This is a genomic window from Tenacibaculum sp. AWR4_210 (assembly GCF_056160945.1).
Map to the genome: position 1 here is coordinate 270,582 of NZ_JBSWYF010000007.1, position 21,034 is coordinate 291,615.

Annotated in this window: 11 protein-coding genes; 2 read left to right on the forward strand and 9 right to left on the reverse strand. The window is 41.0% G+C overall.

Annotated features, from left to right (window positions below):
* Nucleotides 1-32: 32 nt before the first annotated feature.
* Nucleotides 33-743: a LytR/AlgR family response regulator transcription factor gene (locus ACXAG7_RS14740; protein WP_476667281.1), complete on the reverse strand. Its 711-nt coding sequence runs from the start codon at nt 741-743 to the stop codon at nt 33-35.
* Between the two features lie 2 nt (nt 744-745).
* A complete protein-coding gene (locus tag ACXAG7_RS14745; RefSeq protein ID WP_476667282.1) occupies nt 746-1,723 on the reverse strand; it encodes a sensor histidine kinase in 978 nt (325 codons plus the stop codon).
* Nucleotides 1,724-1,933: 210 nt separating this feature from the next.
* On the opposite strand from ACXAG7_RS14745, the gene ACXAG7_RS14750 reads away from it, so the two are divergent.
* Nucleotides 1,934-2,812, forward strand: a complete 879-nt coding sequence (locus ACXAG7_RS14750; protein ID WP_476667283.1) for an ABC transporter ATP-binding protein — start codon at nt 1,934-1,936, stop codon at nt 2,810-2,812.
* Between the two features lie 19 nt (nt 2,813-2,831).
* Nucleotides 2,832-4,373 (forward strand): hypothetical protein, encoded by a 1,542-nt coding sequence (locus tag ACXAG7_RS14755; protein ID WP_476667284.1) that lies wholly within the window; start codon nt 2,832-2,834, stop codon nt 4,371-4,373.
* A 49-nt stretch (nt 4,374-4,422) separates the two neighbouring features.
* On the opposite strand, the gene ACXAG7_RS14760 is transcribed toward ACXAG7_RS14755, so the two are convergent.
* From ACXAG7_RS14760 to ACXAG7_RS14790, 7 genes are all read right to left on the reverse strand, one after another.
* Nucleotides 4,423-6,318, reverse strand: coding sequence for a M61 family metallopeptidase (locus ACXAG7_RS14760; protein ID WP_476667285.1), 1,896 nt, complete (start codon nt 6,316-6,318; stop codon nt 4,423-4,425).
* 95 nt (nt 6,319-6,413) lie between these two features.
* Nucleotides 6,414-7,103, reverse strand: a complete 690-nt coding sequence (locus tag ACXAG7_RS14765; protein WP_476667286.1) for a hypothetical protein — start codon at nt 7,101-7,103, stop codon at nt 6,414-6,416.
* Nucleotides 7,104-7,481 carry a TraR/DksA family transcriptional regulator gene (locus tag ACXAG7_RS14770; RefSeq protein WP_408042298.1) on the reverse strand — a complete coding sequence of 126 codons (378 nt, stop codon included), beginning with the start codon at nt 7,479-7,481 and terminating at the stop codon, nt 7,104-7,106. It abuts the gene before it with no gap.
* A 4-nt stretch (nt 7,482-7,485) separates the two neighbouring features.
* Nucleotides 7,486-10,890, reverse strand: coding sequence for an isoleucine--tRNA ligase (gene ileS / locus ACXAG7_RS14775; protein WP_476667287.1), 3,405 nt, complete (start codon nt 10,888-10,890; stop codon nt 7,486-7,488).
* A 126-nt stretch (nt 10,891-11,016) separates the two neighbouring features.
* A complete protein-coding gene (locus tag ACXAG7_RS14780) occupies nt 11,017-12,960 on the reverse strand; it encodes an OmpA family protein (RefSeq protein WP_476667288.1) in 1,944 nt (647 codons plus the stop codon).
* 17 nt (nt 12,961-12,977) lie between these two features.
* Nucleotides 12,978-13,901, reverse strand: a complete 924-nt coding sequence (locus ACXAG7_RS14785; protein ID WP_408042295.1) for a PorP/SprF family type IX secretion system membrane protein — start codon at nt 13,899-13,901, stop codon at nt 12,978-12,980.
* 18 nt (nt 13,902-13,919) lie between these two features.
* Nucleotides 13,920-21,034, reverse strand: a 7,115-nt coding sequence (locus tag ACXAG7_RS14790; protein WP_476667289.1) for an Ig-like domain-containing protein, incomplete at its 5' end; no start/stop codon positions are given.

Consider the following 21,034-nt stretch of genomic DNA (forward strand, 5'->3'; position numbering starts at 1 on the left):
CAAAAATAAGAAAAGTATTGTTAATCCAAGGCTTAGCCCAACTCTTTATCTATTCTGGCTAACAACGCCTTTCTATACGACTTCCCTACAACCAATTTTTCACCGTTTTCCAAACTCACTTGATTGCCGTCTAACAGCATTAGCTTGTCAAAATTCAACAAGGTAGACTTGTGAATGCGTATAAAGTTATCGGGAAGCTTCGTCAGAAATTCTGTCAAGGTCATCGGAACTAAAATGCGCGTTGTAGTATGGATTTTCACATAATTACCATAGGCTTCCACATATTGAATTTCATCAAAATAGACTTTGACTAATTTTTTATCGCTTTTAACAAATATGGCATTCGCCTTTTTCTCTCCCTCAACTCTAATCTGCTGCTTCGTTGGAATCGAACGTTTGTTGACCTTTTGAACAGCCTGAAAAAACCGTTCAAACGCAAAGGGCTTTACCAAATAATCCACGACATCTAATTCAAATCCTTCCAATGCGTGTTCAGGGTATGCAGTAGTTATAATTACCTCTGGACGAATTTTCATGGTTTTCAGTAAACTCAACCCCGAAAGCTTGGGCATATTGATATCTAAAAACAGCAGGTCTACCGCTTCCTTGTCCAGCACCTCCAGTACTTCAAAGGCATCTTTACAACTGGCTATCAACGTTAAACCCGGTACTCCCTGAAGGTACCTTTCTAAAATTTGTCGAGCTATCGGTTCATCATCCGCAACAATACAGCGTAAGTTCATCTTTACAAGTTTATTATCAATTTGACATTATAGATTTCAGCCTCTTCCTTCAAATACAGCTGGTGGGCATCAGGATACAACAATGCCAATCGTTTTTTAGCATTTTCCAAACCGATACCTCCACTATTTTGAGACATCTGTGCTGCTACGGCACTGGGGCTATAAGAGTTTGTGCATGAAAAATGAAGCTGGTTCCCTGTGGTCTCCATAGCTATGGTAACAAAACTACGGTTTTCAGAGGTTTCTCCTAGGTACTTAAAAGCATTTTCAACAAAGACAATCAACAACATCGGTGCAATTTTAAACTGTCGGTAGTCTCCTCGCAGCTCCAAAGTAACTTCACTACTCGATTCTAAACGAATTTTTTCGAGCGCTACGTAATTGGTGAGGTAGGCAATTTCTTTATCCAAATTTACAAATTGCTCCTTGGTTTCGTACAAACTATAGCGTAACATCTGTGACAATTGCAGCATTAGCTCTGGAAGTTTATCTGATTTTATTACCGACAAACCGTATAGGTTGTTTAACGTATTGAATAAAAAATGCGGATTTAGTTGAGCCTTCAGCAATTGCAACTCCGCTTCTCGCTCACGACTTTTCCTGACCACGCTATCACGTGCAATTTTTAATGCCAACCCGAAGAGTACAGCCAATATTTGCAGTCCTAAAAAATTATACAGCAACCGACTCTCAATGGCCACTTCCAGTACCCAGGTTGCTAAAAACCAAGAATTCAAAAAGGTAAAAAAAAGGATATTTAGCAGTGTCGCCATGACAAATCGACCACTCCCCTTTGAGGCCAGCGGTAAAATCAATAAGTTTTCGATATAAATGGGTGGTGCCATTAACAATACCCCTATCAAGCCGGCCAACAATGGAGTTTCGCTCTGTATCGTCAAGGTAAATACAAAAAACAAACACAGCCATATAAATACATTTTGTACTAAACTGTTTTCCCAAAGTAGTTCTCGTTTATGCATGCTTGCGATTTTTAACAACCAAAGATAACGAGGCAAAGTTTGGAAACCTATTTTTAATGACCAACGTCCCTTTACACCCTTCAAAGGGAGTACTCTTCGTGATATTAGTAGACTAAAACGCTCATCACGAAACGAGCTTCGTTAGTCATTCTTTTTTTTAAAACACCGCTAAGTCTCTCAAATTTGTCCTGTAATTAAACATCAAAACTCATGCTACTAGAACTCAATGGACTGTCAAAAAAATATGCAAAAAACACGTATGGACTTAAAGATTTCTCCTTGCGCATGGAGAACGGCGTACTGGGATTATTAGGTCCGAATGGCGCAGGGAAATCTACCTTATTAAAAATGATTGCAACCATCAGTTGCCCTACAGACGGCACTATCGTACTCAACAAAAACAACGTCTTAAGTGACCCTAATTACATGCGAAAGCAACTCGGTTTTTTACCTCAGTACTTCGGGGTATACCCCAACCTTAATGCTTATGAATTTCTCAGTTATATCGCTGCAATGAAAGGTATTGGTGGAAAGGATTTAAAAGCCAGGATTACCCACCTACTCACCCAAGTTAACTTATTAAGTGAAGCTCATAAACCCATAGGAAATTACTCGGGAGGGATGAAACAGCGCATCGGCATTGCCCAAGCTTTGTTAAACAATCCCAAAGTTTTGATTTTTGATGAACCCACCGTTGGGCTCGATCCTGTAGAACGCATTCACTTTCGCAATCTGATTAGTGAACTCTCTCAGCATTGCATCATCATTTTATCGTCGCATATAGTGAGTGATATCGATACGATTGCCGATCAGGTTGCCATTATGAAAAAGGGGAGCTTACTCGCCAAAGACAGTCAAGAAAATCTCATTAAACAAGTAGAGTCCAAAGTTTTCCAAACAACCATTCAAACAGAGGAACTGGAAGCCTTTAAAAGAGAACACATCATCGTAGACTTAAAAAGAAACCATACCGATGTAACAATTCGCTTTATCAGTGATACCCAGCGCCCTTACTTCAAAGCACAAAAAGCCACGCTTGAAGACGCTTACTTATACTTCACAAATACCAATACCAACACCAATCAATAACACCTCAATACTCTTAGTCATGAACACCTTAATACGCGCTGTCAAATACGATTTCCTCCAACGCATCCGAAGTTACTCCTTTCTACTCGTCTTGTGTGCTACTTTACTTATTACCTACCATTTTGTTCCAGCTCCCGGAGCATCGTACTCCACAGTTCGATTCGGAACAATCACCGGTACCTACAACCTGGTATGGATCAGTTATGTGAGTGCTATAATGACTGCTGTATTTTTATCACTTGCTGGTAGCTATCTGGTCAATGCTGGTATCAAAAAAGACATGGACACCCAAATAGGCCCTATAATTGCAAGTACCTCCTCGAGTAATTTCAAGTACCTACTGCTCAAAAGTTCCAGTAACTTTTTGGTACTCCTCAGCATCTTAGTACCTGTGGTAGTGATGACCTTCTGTAGATTTTACCTACAGCCTGGCCAGGAATCATTTTCACTGACAACCTTTATACTTCCTTTTGGTATCATATGTATCCCAGCTCTGTTTATAACCGCCGTACTTGCGGTCGTATTCGAAGTTGTGTTTCGCAAGCAGTACACCCTAAAAAACATCGTTTATTTTTTCTTTTTTTCGTTCTTACTCATGGGAAGTAATTTCCAAAAAGACTCAAATTTCGACCTTATTGGGACTCGCTACCTAACAAATCACCTCGCTTCACAAATAGAAGCCGCCTACCCAAATTCCGCTACTCAATTGAGTATAGGTTTTGTCATTAACGACACCGCCGCACAGCAGGCATTTACATTTACAGAAACCTCTTGGCATGGCTATTTTATAGGAAGTCGTATTTTATGGATGTTGGGCAGCTTGCTTTTGTTAGTAATTTGCGCACTATTTTTCCATCGATTCTCTGTGAAGCCGACGAGCGTACGCACTGAACCCCGCCCTGAAACCAACAAACACTTACTCGGAAAAATGGATCTGTCTGCGCTTGCAATCGGCAGTGTAGATTACACTATCCTTCCGCTTATCAAAACAGAATACCTGCTCTTGTTACGCTCTGCACACAAATGGCATTACGTCATTATGTTTAGTGGATTTTTTACGAGTATGCTAGCTCCGCTTAACATCAGTACCCAGTATATTTTACCCTTGCTATGGTTTTTACAAGTTCGCAAATTGGGAAGCTTGGGTTCCAAGGAATTTCAATACAACACCCATCTTTTAAGTTTCAGTACCTATAAACCCCTACATCGCCTAGCGGTTGCACAAGGAATTGCCTGTGTTTTATTTTTACTCAGTTTAGCAATACCTGTCCTTATCAGACTTAGCATCATTGGACAGTTTGCAAGTGTTGTGGGTATTGGTATAGGAAGCATCTTGATCAGCACATTAGCCTTTAGCTTGGGAACACTGACTAAAAACAACAAGCTATTCGAACTGCTATTTTTCGGGCTTACCTATGCGTTTCTTAACCGCGTTCCCTTTGCCGATTTCCTCAACCTCTATACCGCTCCGTATACACTCACATATACCTGGATTGCGATGAGTATTCTCTTTCTAATTATCAGCATCGTCGTACGCAGAAAACAAGTCTATAAAAACTAAAAAAACCAGAACGTACGTTCTGGTTTTTTATCATGTATTTTACCGGTAATTATCCTTTTAACCAAGCCTTGCGCAATGCAATTTCTTTCGCAGTAGCTTTAGGGTTTTCCTGTAAGCTTTCTCCAGTTGTAAACGATTGTGTCAACTTCGTTTTGATGCGAACTTCTTTCCCATCTCTTTCCAAAACAACATCCATATCTGTTCCTGGTTGCCACATGTACATCTTTGTAAACAACTTATTGGCATTTTCACGAGTAAGCTGCTCACCGTCTACGCTTTTAATAGCATCTCCTGGTTGCGCTCCATTCTCTGCCCAGAAGCTATTGTTCTTTACCGCATTGGTAAAACGAACTGTCATGCTCTTTTCATCAGGACGTACAATAAGTGTTCCGTCATTCTGGATATAATTGGTTTTCACCTTAGTTCTAAACACCTCTAAACCAACCTTATTAAAATAAGTATTGTAATCAATTGGCGTTCCTTCAACTACGTGCGTCTTTAAGAACTTTCCAACAGCAGGGTACGTCATTGATGTAATTTCTTCGATTAACTTATCATCTTCAAAAGGCTTGTTTTTCCCGTATTTTAACGACAATTCTTTCATCAACGATAAAACACCTCTCGTTCCATTACTTTCTTCTCTTAAAATGATATCCAAACACATTCCAATCAACGCACCTTTTTGGTATACATTATAATATTGTGAAGCGTAAGGTTCCTCTAAAACATTCTCACTCATCGTTGTAAAGCTCATACTGTCATTCATTGACGAGGCTGTTTTAATTTTCCCCATCACTTTGGTATAGAACTCTTCTGGAGTTACCAAATCTTGATTTATTTGAAACAGCGTTGCGAAGTACTCTGTAATTCCCTCGTACATCCATAAATGTTTCGAAAAAGTAGGTTGGTTGTAGTCAAAATAATGCACGTCTTCAGAGTGTACACTTAACGGGGTTACGATGTGGAAAAACTCGTGCGAAACGACATCGATCATACTTTTTGCCAAAGCATCATCAGGCATCGACTCTGGCAATACCACTACTGTTGAAGTGTGGTGTTCCAAAGCTCCAAATCCTTTCGGAGAATCCTCTTTTCCTTCTGACAAATACAAATAGATATCGTAGCGAGCCGTGCTATTAACGCTTCCCAAATACGTTTTTTGCGCTTGCATCATTTTCTCCATCACCTTCTTAATTTTAGCAGCATTGTGCTTTTTGTTTGGTGAATATACGCTCAATACAATTTTGATGTCTCCAACTTTAAATTCTTCTACATCCAATTCCCCGTAAAACATCGGGTTGTCTGTAATATCAAAATAACGAGGAGCAAAATAACTCGACGTCATCGCTTTGCCATCTTCAGACATTTTAGAAGCTACTTGTTGCAATGCAGAAGTTCTTTTGAACTCTTTAGGAGCCACCACATCAAGCGCATACTGATTGTTTTTTAACGAATCAAAATACCCGATGAACCCGTGTAAGTTTAAAACGTAATTAGTATTTTCTATATTGGTTCCGGCAGGTGAAAAAGGAGTTTCTCCACCTATTCCTCCTGACTTTTCAATATCAAAAGTATCGTTTACTAAGTAGGTAATTTTATCGAGCTTACTGGCCTCTGAAATCTCCCAAGTATTGGTATCGATTTTCTTTACAGGAAGTTCATTTCCGTCGTAATCTAACGCTTTTAAACCGTCAACATACTTTCCAAAATCACTAACCGAGTAGGTTCCTTGTACAACGCGTGGTAAACGATACACGACTTTATCAGTACGAAAGCGACCTGGATTGATGGTTACAGGAACTTTATCCTCGTTCACTTGAGTTAAATTCACCGTTGAAACAATTGGATTTTGTTCAGCGAAATCGTTCTTTGTCAGTTTTTTGGCACTGTTACAGCCTACTAAAAACACCCCTGCTACTGCAGCTGATAGTATACTTTTATTCATTGTTTGAGTTCTTTTGTACGTATTTGACTGCGAAAATGGGATTCTGTTACCAAATAATCCCTAAAAAATCGTTAATTTCTTAAAAGAAATACCGCTTATTCAAGAGTACGTACAAAAATATGAGCATGGATGGATTGGACTTTTAGCAACGGACCGGCTACCATTTTCTGACTACAAGGTGAAACACAAGGCTGATCATTTACCGTTATGGTACCTCTATTGGACTGCAATTCAAAACTCCCATCAATAGTGGCTGTTATCGTTCCTTGAAATAGTTGTATGCTCGTGGCCTGCTTTACGGTATGTAACTGAATGTTGCCACGTTGGGAAAAAACAGTCAGGTTTCCGTCGTAGTTAGCCACCTCAATACTGGTTTCTCTGACAGTTACTACTAACGTTTTATCTTTGGGAATTCGTACAATAACGCTGGCTCTTTGAAGCTCTTCAGTAATAAATTTCCTGAAAACGGTGGGTGCCAGCTCGGTAGTTTCTTTACTTATCTTCAACTCACTAAAAGACTGGTGTTTTTGAAATACAACAGTTCTGGCAAATGGTTGTTCATCTTTTAAAACGAGCTCTAATTTTCCTGAAGTACTATTTTCTATTCGGAGGTGATCAATGTCCTCTGCTGTAAACTCTAGCGATGAGGATTGCAATTCCCATTGCCGTGCCAGCTGTTCTTGGGCAAGAACGGTACTTACCCACAACAAACAGGCTATAGAAATAAAAAGACTCCTAGTGAAGGAGTCTTTTCTATTGGTTTTATTTGGGAATGCCCGTTTCATTTATTGCTTGCGCTTAGCCTCAATACTCAAAGTAGCGTGAGGTACTAACTTCAAACGCTCTTTTTGAATCAATTTACCTGTAACTCTACAAACGCCATACGTTTTGTTTTCAATCCTTATCAAGGCATTCTTTAAGTCTCTGATAAACTTTTCCTGACGGATCGCTAATTGCATATTTGCTTCTTTAGCCATCGTGTCTGAACCTTCTTCAAAAGATTTAAAGGTAGGTGAGGTATCCTCAGTCCCATTATCAGCTCCATTTTTATAGGAATCCTGAAGCAATTTCAAATCTTTTTCTGCTTGTTCAATCTTGTTGGTGATAATTTCTTTAAACTCGTTTAAATCACCGTCTGAGTATCTTACTTTAACGTCATCCATAATGCTATATTTTTTCAATTAACATTTTACTTTTAATCGTATCGAATTCAAACTCGACACCATTTTCCAACGCATCAACAAAAACCAACTCGTTTGTCAAGGTTTCTGTTTTGATGTAAGTTTCATTAGCCAATACCGATTCTTTCAAATCTGCAAAGCTCAAGAAGGTCAATTTAATTTTATCTGTTACTTCTAGTCCTGTTTCTTTACGGGCATTTTGGATTCGATTTATCAATTCTCTAGCGACTCCTTCTCTCCTTAGATCTTCGGTGATTGTCACGTCAAGTGCCACGGTTAATCCTTCTGCATTGGCCACTAACCAACCTTCGATATCTTTTGATGAAATCTCAACATCTGCGGTCTCTAATTTAATGATTTTCTCATTAATTTCAATATTTATAAAGCCATCTTTTTCTATTTGAGCTATTTGCGTTTGCTCAAAATCACGTATCTCATTAGCAATCAACTTCATATCTTTTCCGAATTTTGGCCCTAGCGCTTTAAAATTCGGTTTGATCTGCTTTACTAAGATTCCAGAAGCATCATCGAGCAATTGAATTTCCTTAACGTTCACCTCTGATTTGATCAAATCAGCCACTGCACTAATCTCCTCTTTTTGAGTTTCATCCAATACAGGAATCATAATTTTTTGCAGAGGTTGACGTACTTTAATTTTTTCTTTCGCTCTTAATGACAACACCAATGAAGAGATGGTTTGTGCATTTTCCATTTTGCGTTCTAACGAATGATTTACGTAGCTTTCGTCGAACTGAGGGAATTCTGCAACGTGAATACTTTCAAAATTCTCTTTCCCTGTCGCCACCGTTAAATCGCGATACAAACGATCCATGAAGAAAGGCGCCACCGGCGATCCTAATTTAGCAACCGTTAGCATACAAGTATACAAGGTTTGGTAAGCTGAGATCTTATCTTGTGCGTACTCTCCCTTCCAGAATCTCCTTCTACACAAACGCACATACCAGTTACTCAAATGGTCTTGAACAAAATCAGAAATGGCACGAGTTGCTCTCGTAGGCTCATAATCCGCGTAGAATGCATCAACCTTTTGAATTAAACTGTGTAATTCTGACAAAATCCAACGATCGATTTCAGGACGCTCCTCTAACGGAATATCCGCTTCAGCATAGGTAAAGTTATCGATGTTAGCATACAAGGCAAAAAATGAATAAGTATTGTATAGTGTTCCGAAGAACTTTCTCTTCACCTCCTCGATTCCTGCAACATCAAATTTCAAATTATCCCATGGATTTGCATTCGAAATCATATACCAACGGGTAGCATCTGGTCCAAACTGCTCTAAGGTCTTAAACGGATCTACACCATTTCCGAGACGCTTTGACATCTTTTGTCCATTCTTGTCCAATACCAGTCCGTTAGACACGACGTTTTTATAGGCTACAGAATCGAAAACCATTGTTCCGATTGCGTGTAACGTATAGAACCATCCTCTCGTTTGGTCAACTCCTTCAGCGATAAAGTTCGCAGGGTAGTTTTCTTGTTGATCGATGAGTTCTTTATTTTCAAATGGGTAGTGCCATTGTGCATATGGCATAGAACCAGAATCGAACCAAACGTCGATCAAATCACTCTCGCGATGCATCGGTTGTCCACTCTCAGAAACCAATACGATTTTATCGACGATATTCTTGTGCAAGTCTATGGTATCGTAGTTTTCTTCGCTCATATTCCCTACTTCGAAATCAGCAAAAATATCTGCTTCCATATGACCCGCAGCAACTGATTTTGCCATCGCCTCCTTTAATTCAGCCACAGAACCAATACAAACTTGCTCTGTACCGTCTTCTGTTCTCCAAATTGGTAAAGGAATCCCCCAGAAACGCGAACGCGATAGGTTCCAGTCATTGGCATTTTTCAACCAATTTCCGAAACGACCTTCTCCCGTTGATTTCGGCTTCCAGTTAATGGTTTCATTGAGGTCAAACATACGATCTTTTACCTCCGTAACTTTGATAAACCAAGAATCTAATGGATAGTATAAAATTGGCTTATCGGTACGCCAACAATTTGGATAACTGTGGACGTATTTTTCAACCTTAAAGGCTTTGTTTTCTATTTTTAACTTGATGGCGATTTCAACATCCACTGATTTCTCAGGAGCTTCACCATCCGTATAGTATTCATTTTTCACATACTTCCCTGCCAATTCTCCCAACTCAGGGCGGAATTTACCTTGTAAATCAACCAGGGGAACAGGATTTCCATTTTCGTCCAGTACTAACATCGGCGGCACTTCAGGAGTAGCTTGTTTTGCTACCAAAGCATCATCCGCACCAAACGTTGGTGCCGTATGTACTATCCCTGTACCATCTTCAGTAGTCACAAAATCACCTGAAATTACTCTAAACGCATTTTCTGGATTTTGGTAAGGTAAGGTGTACTCCAACAATTGCTCATAGCGAATTCCAACTAAATCTTTTCCGATAAAGTCTTTTACTACTACAAATGGAATTTTCTTAGCCCCTGCTTCATAGCTTGCTAACTCCTCTTCTGAGGTTACTGCTTCGTACTTTCCTGAAAATTGTTTCGATACCAAGTTCTTTGCCAATACTACCTGAATAGGTTCAAAGGTATATTGGTTAAATGACTTCACTAAAACGTACTCGATTTTAGGACCTACCGTTAAGGCTGTATTACTTGGTAAGGTCCAAGGTGTCGTCGTCCAAGCCAAGAAATGTACATCTCCTTCAACTTGTAAAAACGCGGGTAAACTTTCCTTTACCGTTTTAAACTGCGCAACCACTGTGGTGTCAGTCACGTCTTGGTAGGTTCCTGGCTGGTTCAACTCATGCGAACTCAAACCAGTTCCAGCCTTTGGTGAATACGGCTGAATGGTATAGCCTTTGTACAACAAGTCCTTGTCGTAGATTTGCTTTAACAACCACCAAACCGACTCCATGTATTTAGGTTTATAAGTAATATATGGATCTTCCATATCTACCCAATATCCCATTTTATGTGTCAAATTATTCCAAATATCCGTGTAGCGCATTACTGCTTTTTTACATGCAGCATTGTACTCTTCCACTGTAATTTTAGAACCGATATCTTCTTTAGTTATTCCCAATTCTTTTTCAACGCCTAATTCAATAGGTAACCCATGCGTATCCCAACCAGCTTTACGCTTTACTTGGTATCCTTTTTGAGTTTTATAACGACAAAAAATATCCTTAATTGACCTTGCCATTACGTGGTGAATTCCTGGAAGTCCGTTTGCTGAAGGTGGTCCTTCAAAAAACACGAAAGGCTCGTTACCCTCACGGCTAGTAATACTTTTTTCAAAGATGTTGTTTTCCTCCCAATAGTTTAAAATTTCTTCAGCTACTTTTGGTAAATCCAATCCTTTGTACTCAGTAAACTTTTTACTCATTTTGTCATTATATTTATTGAATGTGCGAAATTACGTATTTTCTTGTAATTCTAGCGATTGAGCAAAAAAAAAACACCTCAAAAATGAGGTGTTTTTTTTACGAATATGGCATTAAATACCGTTTTGTTATTCCGCACTTGATTTTATTTGACTCCCGTGATTTACAATATAGAAATAAGATCTTCTATTCTTTTGATGCTCCTCTTCGGTACATTTGTTCGCATTGGCATCGTCACAGTTATTCAACAGTTGTGATTCACCGTATCCTTTAGCACTTTCTATGCGCTCAGGTGCGATTCCTCGTGAAATGATGTAATCACGCGTAGCTTTTGCTCTCTTGTCTGACAGGTACAAATTATAGGCTTTCTTTCCTCTACTATCCGTATGTGATTCAATTTTAATCACCATCTCCGGATGATTCTTCATCACGCTTACGATGTGCTCTAATTCGTATTCCGCATCCTCTCGAATATCGTACAAGTCAAAGTCAAAATAAATTGGGTTAATGACAATTTGATCTTCTACTATTAACGACTCCAGTGTCAAGTCAGCCTTGACCACTTTCTTGTTGATATCTTGGGTAGCCTGTTCCTTTTTATTGGATTTGTAATCAGCTTTACTCGCTACAACAATAAAACGCTTTTCACATTCTAGCTGTTTAAAGCTATAACCACCGTCACTAGCCGTACGAGTTTCTCCTAGGGGTTCTCCTTTCTCGTTCATCAGCTTCACGAGAGCATCTGGGATTGGAGCTCCTGTGCGCGTATCTGTGATAAATCCGTCAATATCTTCTTTACACTTGTACACTAAAAAACTATAGATGTCATCGTCTCCACGTCCTTCACTTCGATTTGAAGAAAAATATCCAGCGCTTTTTTCATCGTTGATTACAAAAGAAAAATCGTCCATCGGTCCGTTAATCGGTGCTCCTAAATTCACAGGTTTTGAATAAGCGGTTCCATCGTAGCTACTTTCAAAAACATCCAAAGCTCCTAAGCCCAAATGTCCGTCTGATGAAAAATACAAGCGGTTATCGCTCCCTACAAATGGGAACATCTCTCGACCTTCTGTATTGATGCTACTTCCTAAGTTTTCTGGATTTCCAAAAGTTCCATCATCATTAACGGTCACCTTGTACAAATCGGTTCCACCGTAGCCTTCTGGCATATCTGACACAAAGTACAGTGTTTTCTCATCTACACTCAACGCCGGATGCCCTATAGAATAGGCATCGTCATTAAACGGTAGTTCCTCTGCCTCTCCCCAACTGTCGTAATTGCGCTCCGCACGATACAACTTTAGGTGGGTGGTACGCTCTTTATCACCTTTTAATTGTGATCCATCAAAATTGTCACGTGTAAAATACACCGTCTGACCATCTTTGGTAATGATAACATTAGACTCGTGATACTTCGTGGTCAATGAGGCTACCTTTTCAGCCAGTTCCACGTCGAGTATTTTCTTTGCTGTCAGTGGTTTTTGCTTAGCCTTGTAAATATCCAAATACGGCTGATTATTCCACTTGTACAACTTTTTATTCTCCTGATCTGGACGTGTAGAAGCAAAGTAAAAATAACCGTCATGCAAAAAGCCTCCAAAATCTGAAAACTTGGTATTGGTTGACAAATTATGAATATTGATATAAGTTTTAGGCTTGTTAGTATATTCCGCAAAATAGTTCTTATTCTTTTCTAACTCCGAAACGCGACTGTCGTCACCGGTTAACTTCTTCAACTTTAACAACCAAGTATCTGAATCCGATACCTTACCATTACTTTTCAGTACTTGAGCATAGCGAAAAACATGTTTGGCATCAGCGATGTTCTCATAGGCTGCCATCAATTTTTCATAGGCCTTTTCTGCCTCTGTAAAGTTGGTTGTAAAATAATGTGAATCACCCAACCTACTCAATACTAAATACGATTGATCTCCTTTATCATTCAGCCTTTGATACAATTCTGCTGACTTTTGATATGCGTATTCTTTAAAATACCTATCAGCTGCATATCTGCGTTGTCCCACGGCCACCGTGGTTATACTTACTAATAGGATAAAAATAATTTTCTTCATGTGTCTCCCGTTTAATATTAGAAAAATCTCGGTGACTTCATCGTCTGAGTCTTAAATATTTCATATCGCAACATCACCTCATGCGTTCCCGAATTGTAGTTTGAATAATTTGAGGTGGTAAGGTCATAAGCATAGCCCATTTGCAGTGATCTGCTAATTTGGAATCCCAATAAGGCACTTACCGAATCGCCCCATCTCCAAGCAGCTCCAACTCGAAACTTCTCATTGAACAAGAAGTTTGCTGATACATCTAATGACAAGGGAGCTCCACTAACTATTTTACTCAATACGGCTGGTTTAAATTTGATGTTTTCACTCAAATCAAAAACGTATCCTGCAATCAAGAAATAGTGCATTCTTTCCGTGGCTACCGTTCCTCCTCCACTCGCATCGTCGTAATGGTCTGTTCTAAGGATGTTAGGAACTGCAATTCCCGCATACCAGTTAGACTCGTAATAATAAATCCCTGCTCCGATAGTAGGTAAAAATCTATTGATATTCGCATTGAACTGATTATCGGCTTTATCTCGATAAATTCCTTTGCTCCAATCCACACTAAAAAAGCGTCCTCCTAATTTCATACCAAAGGCCAAATTTCCTTCATCACTCGTACGCACCGTATACGAAACGTTCACGTCTAAGTAGGTTTCGGTAGCCGGACCAATGGCGTCATTTACTAAATTAAACCCTAATCCAACACCTGTATATCCTACAGGTGTATCATAACTTAAGGTCTGGGTTCTCGGTGCACCGTCGATACCCACCCACTGGGTACGAGCCAGTAGGTTGATAACGCTGTGTCCTTTTGATCCCACATAGGCTGGATTCACACTCATGGTGTTAAACATGTACTGTGTGTACTGTGGATCTTGCTGTGAATAGGCGATACTAGACATCACTAATACTAGCAGCACTATTACTCGTTCTAATCTCTTATTCATCTCTTACTAATTTTTTGCTTAATCTCTGTTTATATATATCCATCCAACCTTAGGTTTACTTCCATCTCCTAAATCTAAAACATAGTAATAGGTACCTGATGGTAATTTATCGTCTACCTGTACATTGAGGCGTCCGTTTGAAGTTCCATCCCACGAATTGTCATAACGGTTTTTACTGTATACCAAATTCCCCCATCTGTTAAAGATCTCTAGGCGATTATTTTTGTATTTCTCTTCACCTATACACGAGATCACAAAGGTATCATTATTTCCATCTTGATTTGGAGAGAATTCGTTATAAATTGTCAAACACGAAAGTGTATCTGGGTCTAAATAATCAGGGGTACCGTCTTCGTCGGTATCAAGTGCATCTAATGGAATTCCATCACCATCATCATCCGGGTGCTCATCTTCTGTGGCAATACCATCACCGTCATCATCCGTATCCAAATAATCGGGAGTACCATCGCCATCGGTATCATCATTCGAAGGGTTTCCGTCGGCATCAACATCTTCTTCCTCAGTCAATACACCATCACCGTCATCATCCACGTCTTGATAATCCGCTGCACCGTCACCGTCAGTATCTGGTGTATCCGCAGGACTTCCTCCGTTGTCTGGATCTACAGCATCTGCCATTCCATCGCCATCGGCATCGGTGGTATCATCAATCATTCCGTCACCATCACTATCTAAAGCACTATCACTTCCACCTTCTTCAAGATCATTGATACCGTCGTCATCACTGTCTACATCTTGGTAATCTGGTTGTCCGTCACCGTCAGTATCTGGCACGTCAGCAGGTGTTCCTCCGTTATCGGCATCTACACTATCCGCTATTCCATCACCATCAGTATCACTCGGATTATCTAATATACCATCATTATTTGAGTCTAGCAAACTATTTGACCCTCCTTCTGATAAATCAGAAATACCGTCATTATCACTATCTAAGTCCTGGTAATCATCATTTCCATCTCCGTCAGTATCTACTGGCGTTACACTTCCTCCGGCATTGGTATCATTGTCATTAGCATCTGCAGTATCGACAATTCCGTCATTATCAGCATCTACGTTTGAATCTAATTTCCCATCGCCATCAGCATCCACATTGGCTGCATCTTGACCACTTTCTACTAAATCCGGAATACCATCTCCATCACTGTCTAAATCTAAGCTATCAATGATTCCGTCTCCATCAGTATCCTTGTTAGGATCTCCTGCCATCTCCACTGAATCTAAGATTCCGTCATTGTCATCATCTAAATCGTGAATATCTGGAATTCCATCACCATCAGTATCTGGTAGTACCGCATCACCGAAGTTTCCGTTATCTCCATCTAAAGCATCAGCAATACCATCACCGTCACTATCTGTATTGTCATCGATAACTCCATCACCATCGGTATCTAAATCACCTGGTAAATCTGGATTATTTGGATCTAATACATCAGCAGTACCATCACCATCTCCGTCTGGTAAGTTATCTCCGTCTACCAATACTCCTGAATCGCTTTGTCCATCTCCATCGGCATCAGTTCCTCCCGATTCTTCAACATCATTTAATCCGTCATTATCACTATCTAAATCTTGGTAATCTGGTTGACCGTCTCCGTCAGTATCTGGGGTGTCTGAAGCAGTTCCTCCGTTATCTGGATCTACGCTATCCGCAATTCCATCGCCATCGGTATCTGTTTGATCGTCGATCACTCCATCATTGTCTGCATCTAAGCTTCCATCAGAGCCTCCTTCTACTAAATCAGATACTCCGTCGTTATCGCTATCTACATCTTGATAATCGTCGTTTCCGTCTCCGTCAGTATCTACTGGAGTTACACTTCCTCCGGCACTCGTATCATTGTCATCAGCATCTGCAGTATCGACGATTCCATCGTTATCGGCATCTACGTTTGAATCTAATTTCCCATCGCCATCAGCATCCACATTGGCTGCATCTTGACCACTTTCTACTAAATCTGAAATACCATCTCCATCACTGTCTAAATCTAAACTATCGATGATTCCATCTCCGTCAGTATCCTTGTTAGGATCTCCTGCCATCTCCACTGAATCTAAGATTCCGTCATTATCATCATCTAAATCCAACACATCAGGAATTCCATCTCCATCGGTATCTACCATGTCTGCATCACCGAAGTTTCCGTTATCTCCATCTAAAGCATCGGCAATACCATCACCGTCACTATCTGTATTGTCATCGATAACTCCATCACCATCGGTATCTAAATCACCTGGTAAATCTGGGTTGTTTGGATCTAATACATCAGCAGTACCATCACCGTCTCCGTCTGGTAAGTTATCACCGTCTACCAATACTCCTGAATCACTTTGTCCATCTCCATCGGCATCAGTTCCTCCTGATTCATCAACATCATTCAATCCGTCATTATCACTATCTAAATCTTGGTAATCTGGTTGACCATCTCCGTCAGTATCTGGAGTGTCTGAAGCAGTTCCTCCGTTATCTGGATCTACGCTATCCGCAATTCCATCACCATCGGTATCTGTTTGATCGTCGATCACTCCATCATTGTCTGCATCTAAGCTTCCATCAGAGCCTCCTTCTACTAAATCAGATACTCCGTCATTATCGCTATCTACATCTTGATAATCGTCGTTTCCGTCTCCGTCAGTATCTACTGGCGTTACACTTCCTCCGGCACTCGTATCATTGTCATTAGCATCTGCAGTATCGACGATTCCATCGTTATCGGCATCTACGTTTGAATCTAATTTTCCATCGCCATCAGCATCCACATTGGCTGCATCTTGACCACTTTCTACTAAATCTGAAATACCATCTCCATCACTGTCTAAATCTAAACTATCAATGATTCCATCTCCATCAGTATCCTTGTTAGGATCTCCTGCCATTTCTACTGAATCTAAGATTCCGTCATTGTCATCATCTAAATCGTGAATATCTGGAATTCCATCTCCATCGGTATCTACCATGTCTGCATCACCGAAGTTTCCGTTATCTCCATCTAGAGCATCGGCAATACCATCACCATCACTATCTGTATTATCATCGATAACTCCATCACCATCGGTATCTAAATCACCTGGTAAATCTGGGTTGTTTGGATCTAATACATCGGCTGTACCATCACCATCTCCGTCTGGTAAATTATCACCGTCTACCAATACTCCTGAATCACTTTGTCCATCTCCATCGGCATCAGTTCCTCCTGATTCATCAACATCATTCAATCCGTCATTATCGCTATCTAAATCTTGGTAATCTGGTTGACCATCTCCGTCAGTATCTGGGGTATCTGAGGCAGTTCCTCCATTATCTGGATCTACGCTATCAGCAATTCCATCTCCATCGGTATCTGTTTGATCGTCGATCACTCCATCATTGTCCGCATCTAAGCTTCCGTCAGAACCTCCTTCTACTAAATCAGATACTCCGTCGTTATCGCTATCTACATCTTGATAATCGTCGTTTCCGTCTCCGTCAGTATCCACTGGCGTTACACTTCCTCCGGCACTCGTATCATTGTCATTAGCATCTGCAGTATCGACGATTCCGTCATTATCAGCATCTACGTTTGAATCTAATTTCCCATCGCCATCAGCATCCACATTGGCTGCATCTTGACCACTTTCTACTAAATCTGAAATACCATCTCCATCACTGTCTAAATCTAAACTATCAATGATTCCATCTCCGTCAGTATCCTTGTTAGGATCTCCTGCCATTTCTACTGAATCTAAGATTCCGTCATTGTCATCATCTAAATCGTGAATATCTGGAATTCCATCTCCATCGGTATCTACCATGTCTGCATCACCGAAGTTTCCGTTATCTCCATCTAAAGCATCGGCAATACCATCACCATCACTATCTGTATTGTCATCGATAACTCCATCACCGTCGGTATCTAAATCACCTGGTAAATCTGGGTTGTTTGGATCTAATACATCAGCAGTACCATCACCATCTCCGTCTGGTAAGTTATCTCCGTCTACCAATACTCCTGAATCACTTTGTCCATCTCCATCGGCATCGGTTCCTCCAGATTCATCAACATCATTCAATCCGTCATTATCGCTATCTAAATCTTGGTAATCTGGTTGACCATCTCCGTCAGTATCTGGAGTATCTGAGGCAGTTCCTCCGTTATCTGGATCTACGCTATCAGCAATTCCATCGCCATCGGTATCTGTTTGATCGTCGATCACTCCATCATTGTCCGCATCTAAATTTCCGTCAGAGCCTCCCTCTACTAAATCAGATACTCCGTCGTTATCGCTATCTACATCTTGATAATCGTCATTTCCATCTCCGTCAGTATCTACTGGCGTTACACTTCCTCCGGCACTCGTATCATTGTCATTAGCATCTGCAGTATCGACGATTCCATCGTTATCGGCATCTACGTTTGAATCTAATTTCCCATCGCCATCAGCATCCACATTGGCTGCATCTTGACCACTTTCCACTAAATCTGAAATACCATCTCCATCACTGTCTAAATCTAAGCTATCGATGATTCCGTCTCCGTCAGTATCCTTGTTAGGGTCTCCTGCCATCTCTACTGAATCTAAGATACCGTCATTGTCATCATCTAAATCGTCTGCATTCCATATTCCATCTCCATCGGTATCGTAATCCACTCGTATGTTCACGGTTACTGAATCACAATTGGCTGGAACGGCTCCATTTTCACATATTTGGTACGTTACAGTATAATTGCCTGCAGTAATTCCTGGATTTACTGTAATCGTCCCGTCTGGATTAAGTGTTAATCCGGTTGGAACACTCAGTCCTGTTAGTGTAACTTCTCCTGGGTTCGTTCCTATAACCACTGGATTACCATCTAACGTATCATTTGCAACTACTGAACTTGTACTATCTCCAACTGTTATAGGCGTTCCTGTAAAATCGTCAGCCACAGCATCAATAACACTGGTCACAGTTATGGTACCTGTAGCATTTGCTATACCACATCCTCCTGTTAAGGCAATCGAATAATTGAATACACCGCTTACTGTTGGAGTACCACTAATTGTAATGGTATTCGATGACCAAGATGCTGTTACTCCAGCTGGTAAACCAGTTACGGTTCCAATTCCGGTAGCTCCTGTGGTTGTATGGGTTATGTTTGGTAAAACCGTATTGTAAGGTACAGTAGGACTACTTGAAGCTACAGATACTGTATTAACTGGAGTTACAGTAACATTTACCATTGTCCTAGTGGTACTCTCACAACTACTTACTGTTTGTGATGCATAGTAAGTTCCTGTACTCAATGCTGTTGTTCCTGCTAAGGCAGTTCCTCCAGTTGACGCTGCATACCATTGGATACCTGTTCCCGTAGCTACTAAGTCAGCTACTGTTGGGCTATCGGCACTACAGAATACTTGTGCGCTTGCTGTTGGAGCACTTGGAGTTGTGTTTACGGTTACACTTACTGAGGTTCTGCTACTCTCACAATTACTTACTGTTTGTGATGCATAGTAGGTTCCTGTACTCAACGCTGTTGTTCCTGCTAAGGCAGTTCCTCCTGTTGACGCTGCATACCATTGGATTCCCGTTCCCGTAGCTACTAAATCTGCTACTGTTGGGCTATCGGCACTACAGAATGCTTGTGCACTTGCTGTTGGTGCGGTTGGTGTTGTGTTTACTGTTATACTTACTGAGGTTCTACTACTCTCACAGCTACTTACTGTTTGTGATGCATAGTAGGTTCCTGTACTCAATGCTGTTGTTCCTGCTAAGGCAGTTCCTCCAGTTGACGCTGCATACCATTGGATACCTGTTCCCGTAGCTACTAAATCTGCTACTGTTGGGCTATCGGCACTACAGAATGCTTGTGCGCTTGCTGTTGGTGCGGTTGGAGTTGTGTTTACGGTTACACTTACTGAGGTTCTACTACTCTCACAGCTACTTACTGTTTGCGATGCATAGTAGGTTCCTGTACTCAATGCTGTTGTTCCTGCTAAGGCAGTTCCTCCAGTTGACGCCGCATACCATTGGATTCCTGTTCCCGTAGCTACTAAATCTGCTACTGTTGGGCTATCGGCACTACAGAATGCTTGTGCGCTTGCTGTTGGTGCACTTGGGGTGGTATTTACGGTTACACTTACTGAGGTTCTGCTACTCTCACAGCTACTTACTGTTTGTGATGCATAGTAGGTTCCTGTGCTCAACGCTGTTGTTCCTGCTAAGGCAGTTCCTCCTGTTGACGCTGCGTACCATTGAATTCCTGTTCCTGTAGCTACTAAATCTGCTACTGTTGGGCTATCGGCACTACAGAATGCTTGTGCACTTGCTGTTGGTGCGGTTGGAGTTGTGTTTACTGTTATACTTACTGAGGTTCTACTACTCTCACAACTACTTACTGTTTGTGATGCATAGTAGGTTCCTGTGCTCAATGCTGTTGTTCCTGCTAAGGCAGTTCCTCCAGTTGACGCTGCATACCATTGGATACCTGTTCCCGTAGCTACTAAATCCGCTACTGTTGGGCTATCGGCACTACAGAATGCTTGTGCGCTTGCTGTTGGTGAACTTGGAGTTGTATTTACGGTTACACTTACTGAGGTTCTACTACTCTCACAGCTACTTACTGTTTGTGATGCATAGTAGGTTCCTGTACTCAATGCTGTTGTTCCTGCTAAGGCAGTTCCTCCAGTTGACGCTGCATACCATTGGATACCTGTTCCCGTAGCTACTAAGTCGGCTACTGTTGGGCTATCGGCACTACAGAATGCTTGTGCGCTTGCCGTTGGTGCGGTTGGAGTTGTATTTACTGTTACACTTACTGAGGTTCTACTACTCTCACAGCTACTTACTGTTTGTGATGCATAGTAGGTTCCTGTGCTCAATGCTGTTGTTCCTGCTAGGGCAGTTCCTCCAGTTGACGCTGCATACCATTGGATACCTGTTCCTGTAGCTACTAAGTCGGCTACTGTTGGGCTATCGGCACTACAGAATGCTTGTGCACTTGCTGTTGGTGCGGTTGGGGTGGTATTTACGGTTACACTTACTGAGGTTCTACTACTCTCACAACTACTTACTGTTTGTGATGCATAGTAGGTTCCTGTGCTCAACGCTGTTGTTCCTGCTAAGGCAGTTCCTCCAGTTGACGCTGCATACCATT

What these genes read in the sequence shown, in the direction of transcription:
- ACXAG7_RS14740 (WP_476667281.1), bottom strand. Translation starts at nt 743, where the DNA reads ATGAACTTACGCTGTATTGTTGCGGATGATGAACCGATAGCTCGACAA.
- ACXAG7_RS14745 (WP_476667282.1), bottom strand. Translation starts at nt 1,723, where the DNA reads ATGCATAAACGAGAACTACTTTGGGAAAACAGTTTAGTACAAAATGTA.
- ACXAG7_RS14750 (WP_476667283.1), top strand. Translation starts at nt 1,934, where the DNA reads ATGCTACTAGAACTCAATGGACTGTCAAAAAAATATGCAAAAAACACG.
- ACXAG7_RS14755 (WP_476667284.1), top strand. Translation starts at nt 2,832, where the DNA reads ATGAACACCTTAATACGCGCTGTCAAATACGATTTCCTCCAACGCATC.
- ACXAG7_RS14760 (WP_476667285.1), bottom strand. Translation starts at nt 6,318, where the DNA reads ATGAATAAAAGTATACTATCAGCTGCAGTAGCAGGGGTGTTTTTAGTA.
- ACXAG7_RS14765 (WP_476667286.1), bottom strand. Translation starts at nt 7,103, where the DNA reads ATGAAACGGGCATTCCCAAATAAAACCAATAGAAAAGACTCCTTCACT.
- ACXAG7_RS14770 (WP_408042298.1), bottom strand. Translation starts at nt 7,481, where the DNA reads ATGGATGACGTTAAAGTAAGATACTCAGACGGTGATTTAAACGAGTTT.
- ileS (WP_476667287.1), bottom strand. Translation starts at nt 10,890, where the DNA reads ATGAGTAAAAAGTTTACTGAGTACAAAGGATTGGATTTACCAAAAGTA.
- ACXAG7_RS14780 (WP_476667288.1), bottom strand. Translation starts at nt 12,960, where the DNA reads ATGAAGAAAATTATTTTTATCCTATTAGTAAGTATAACCACGGTGGCC.
- ACXAG7_RS14785 (WP_408042295.1), bottom strand. Translation starts at nt 13,901, where the DNA reads ATGAATAAGAGATTAGAACGAGTAATAGTGCTGCTAGTATTAGTGATG.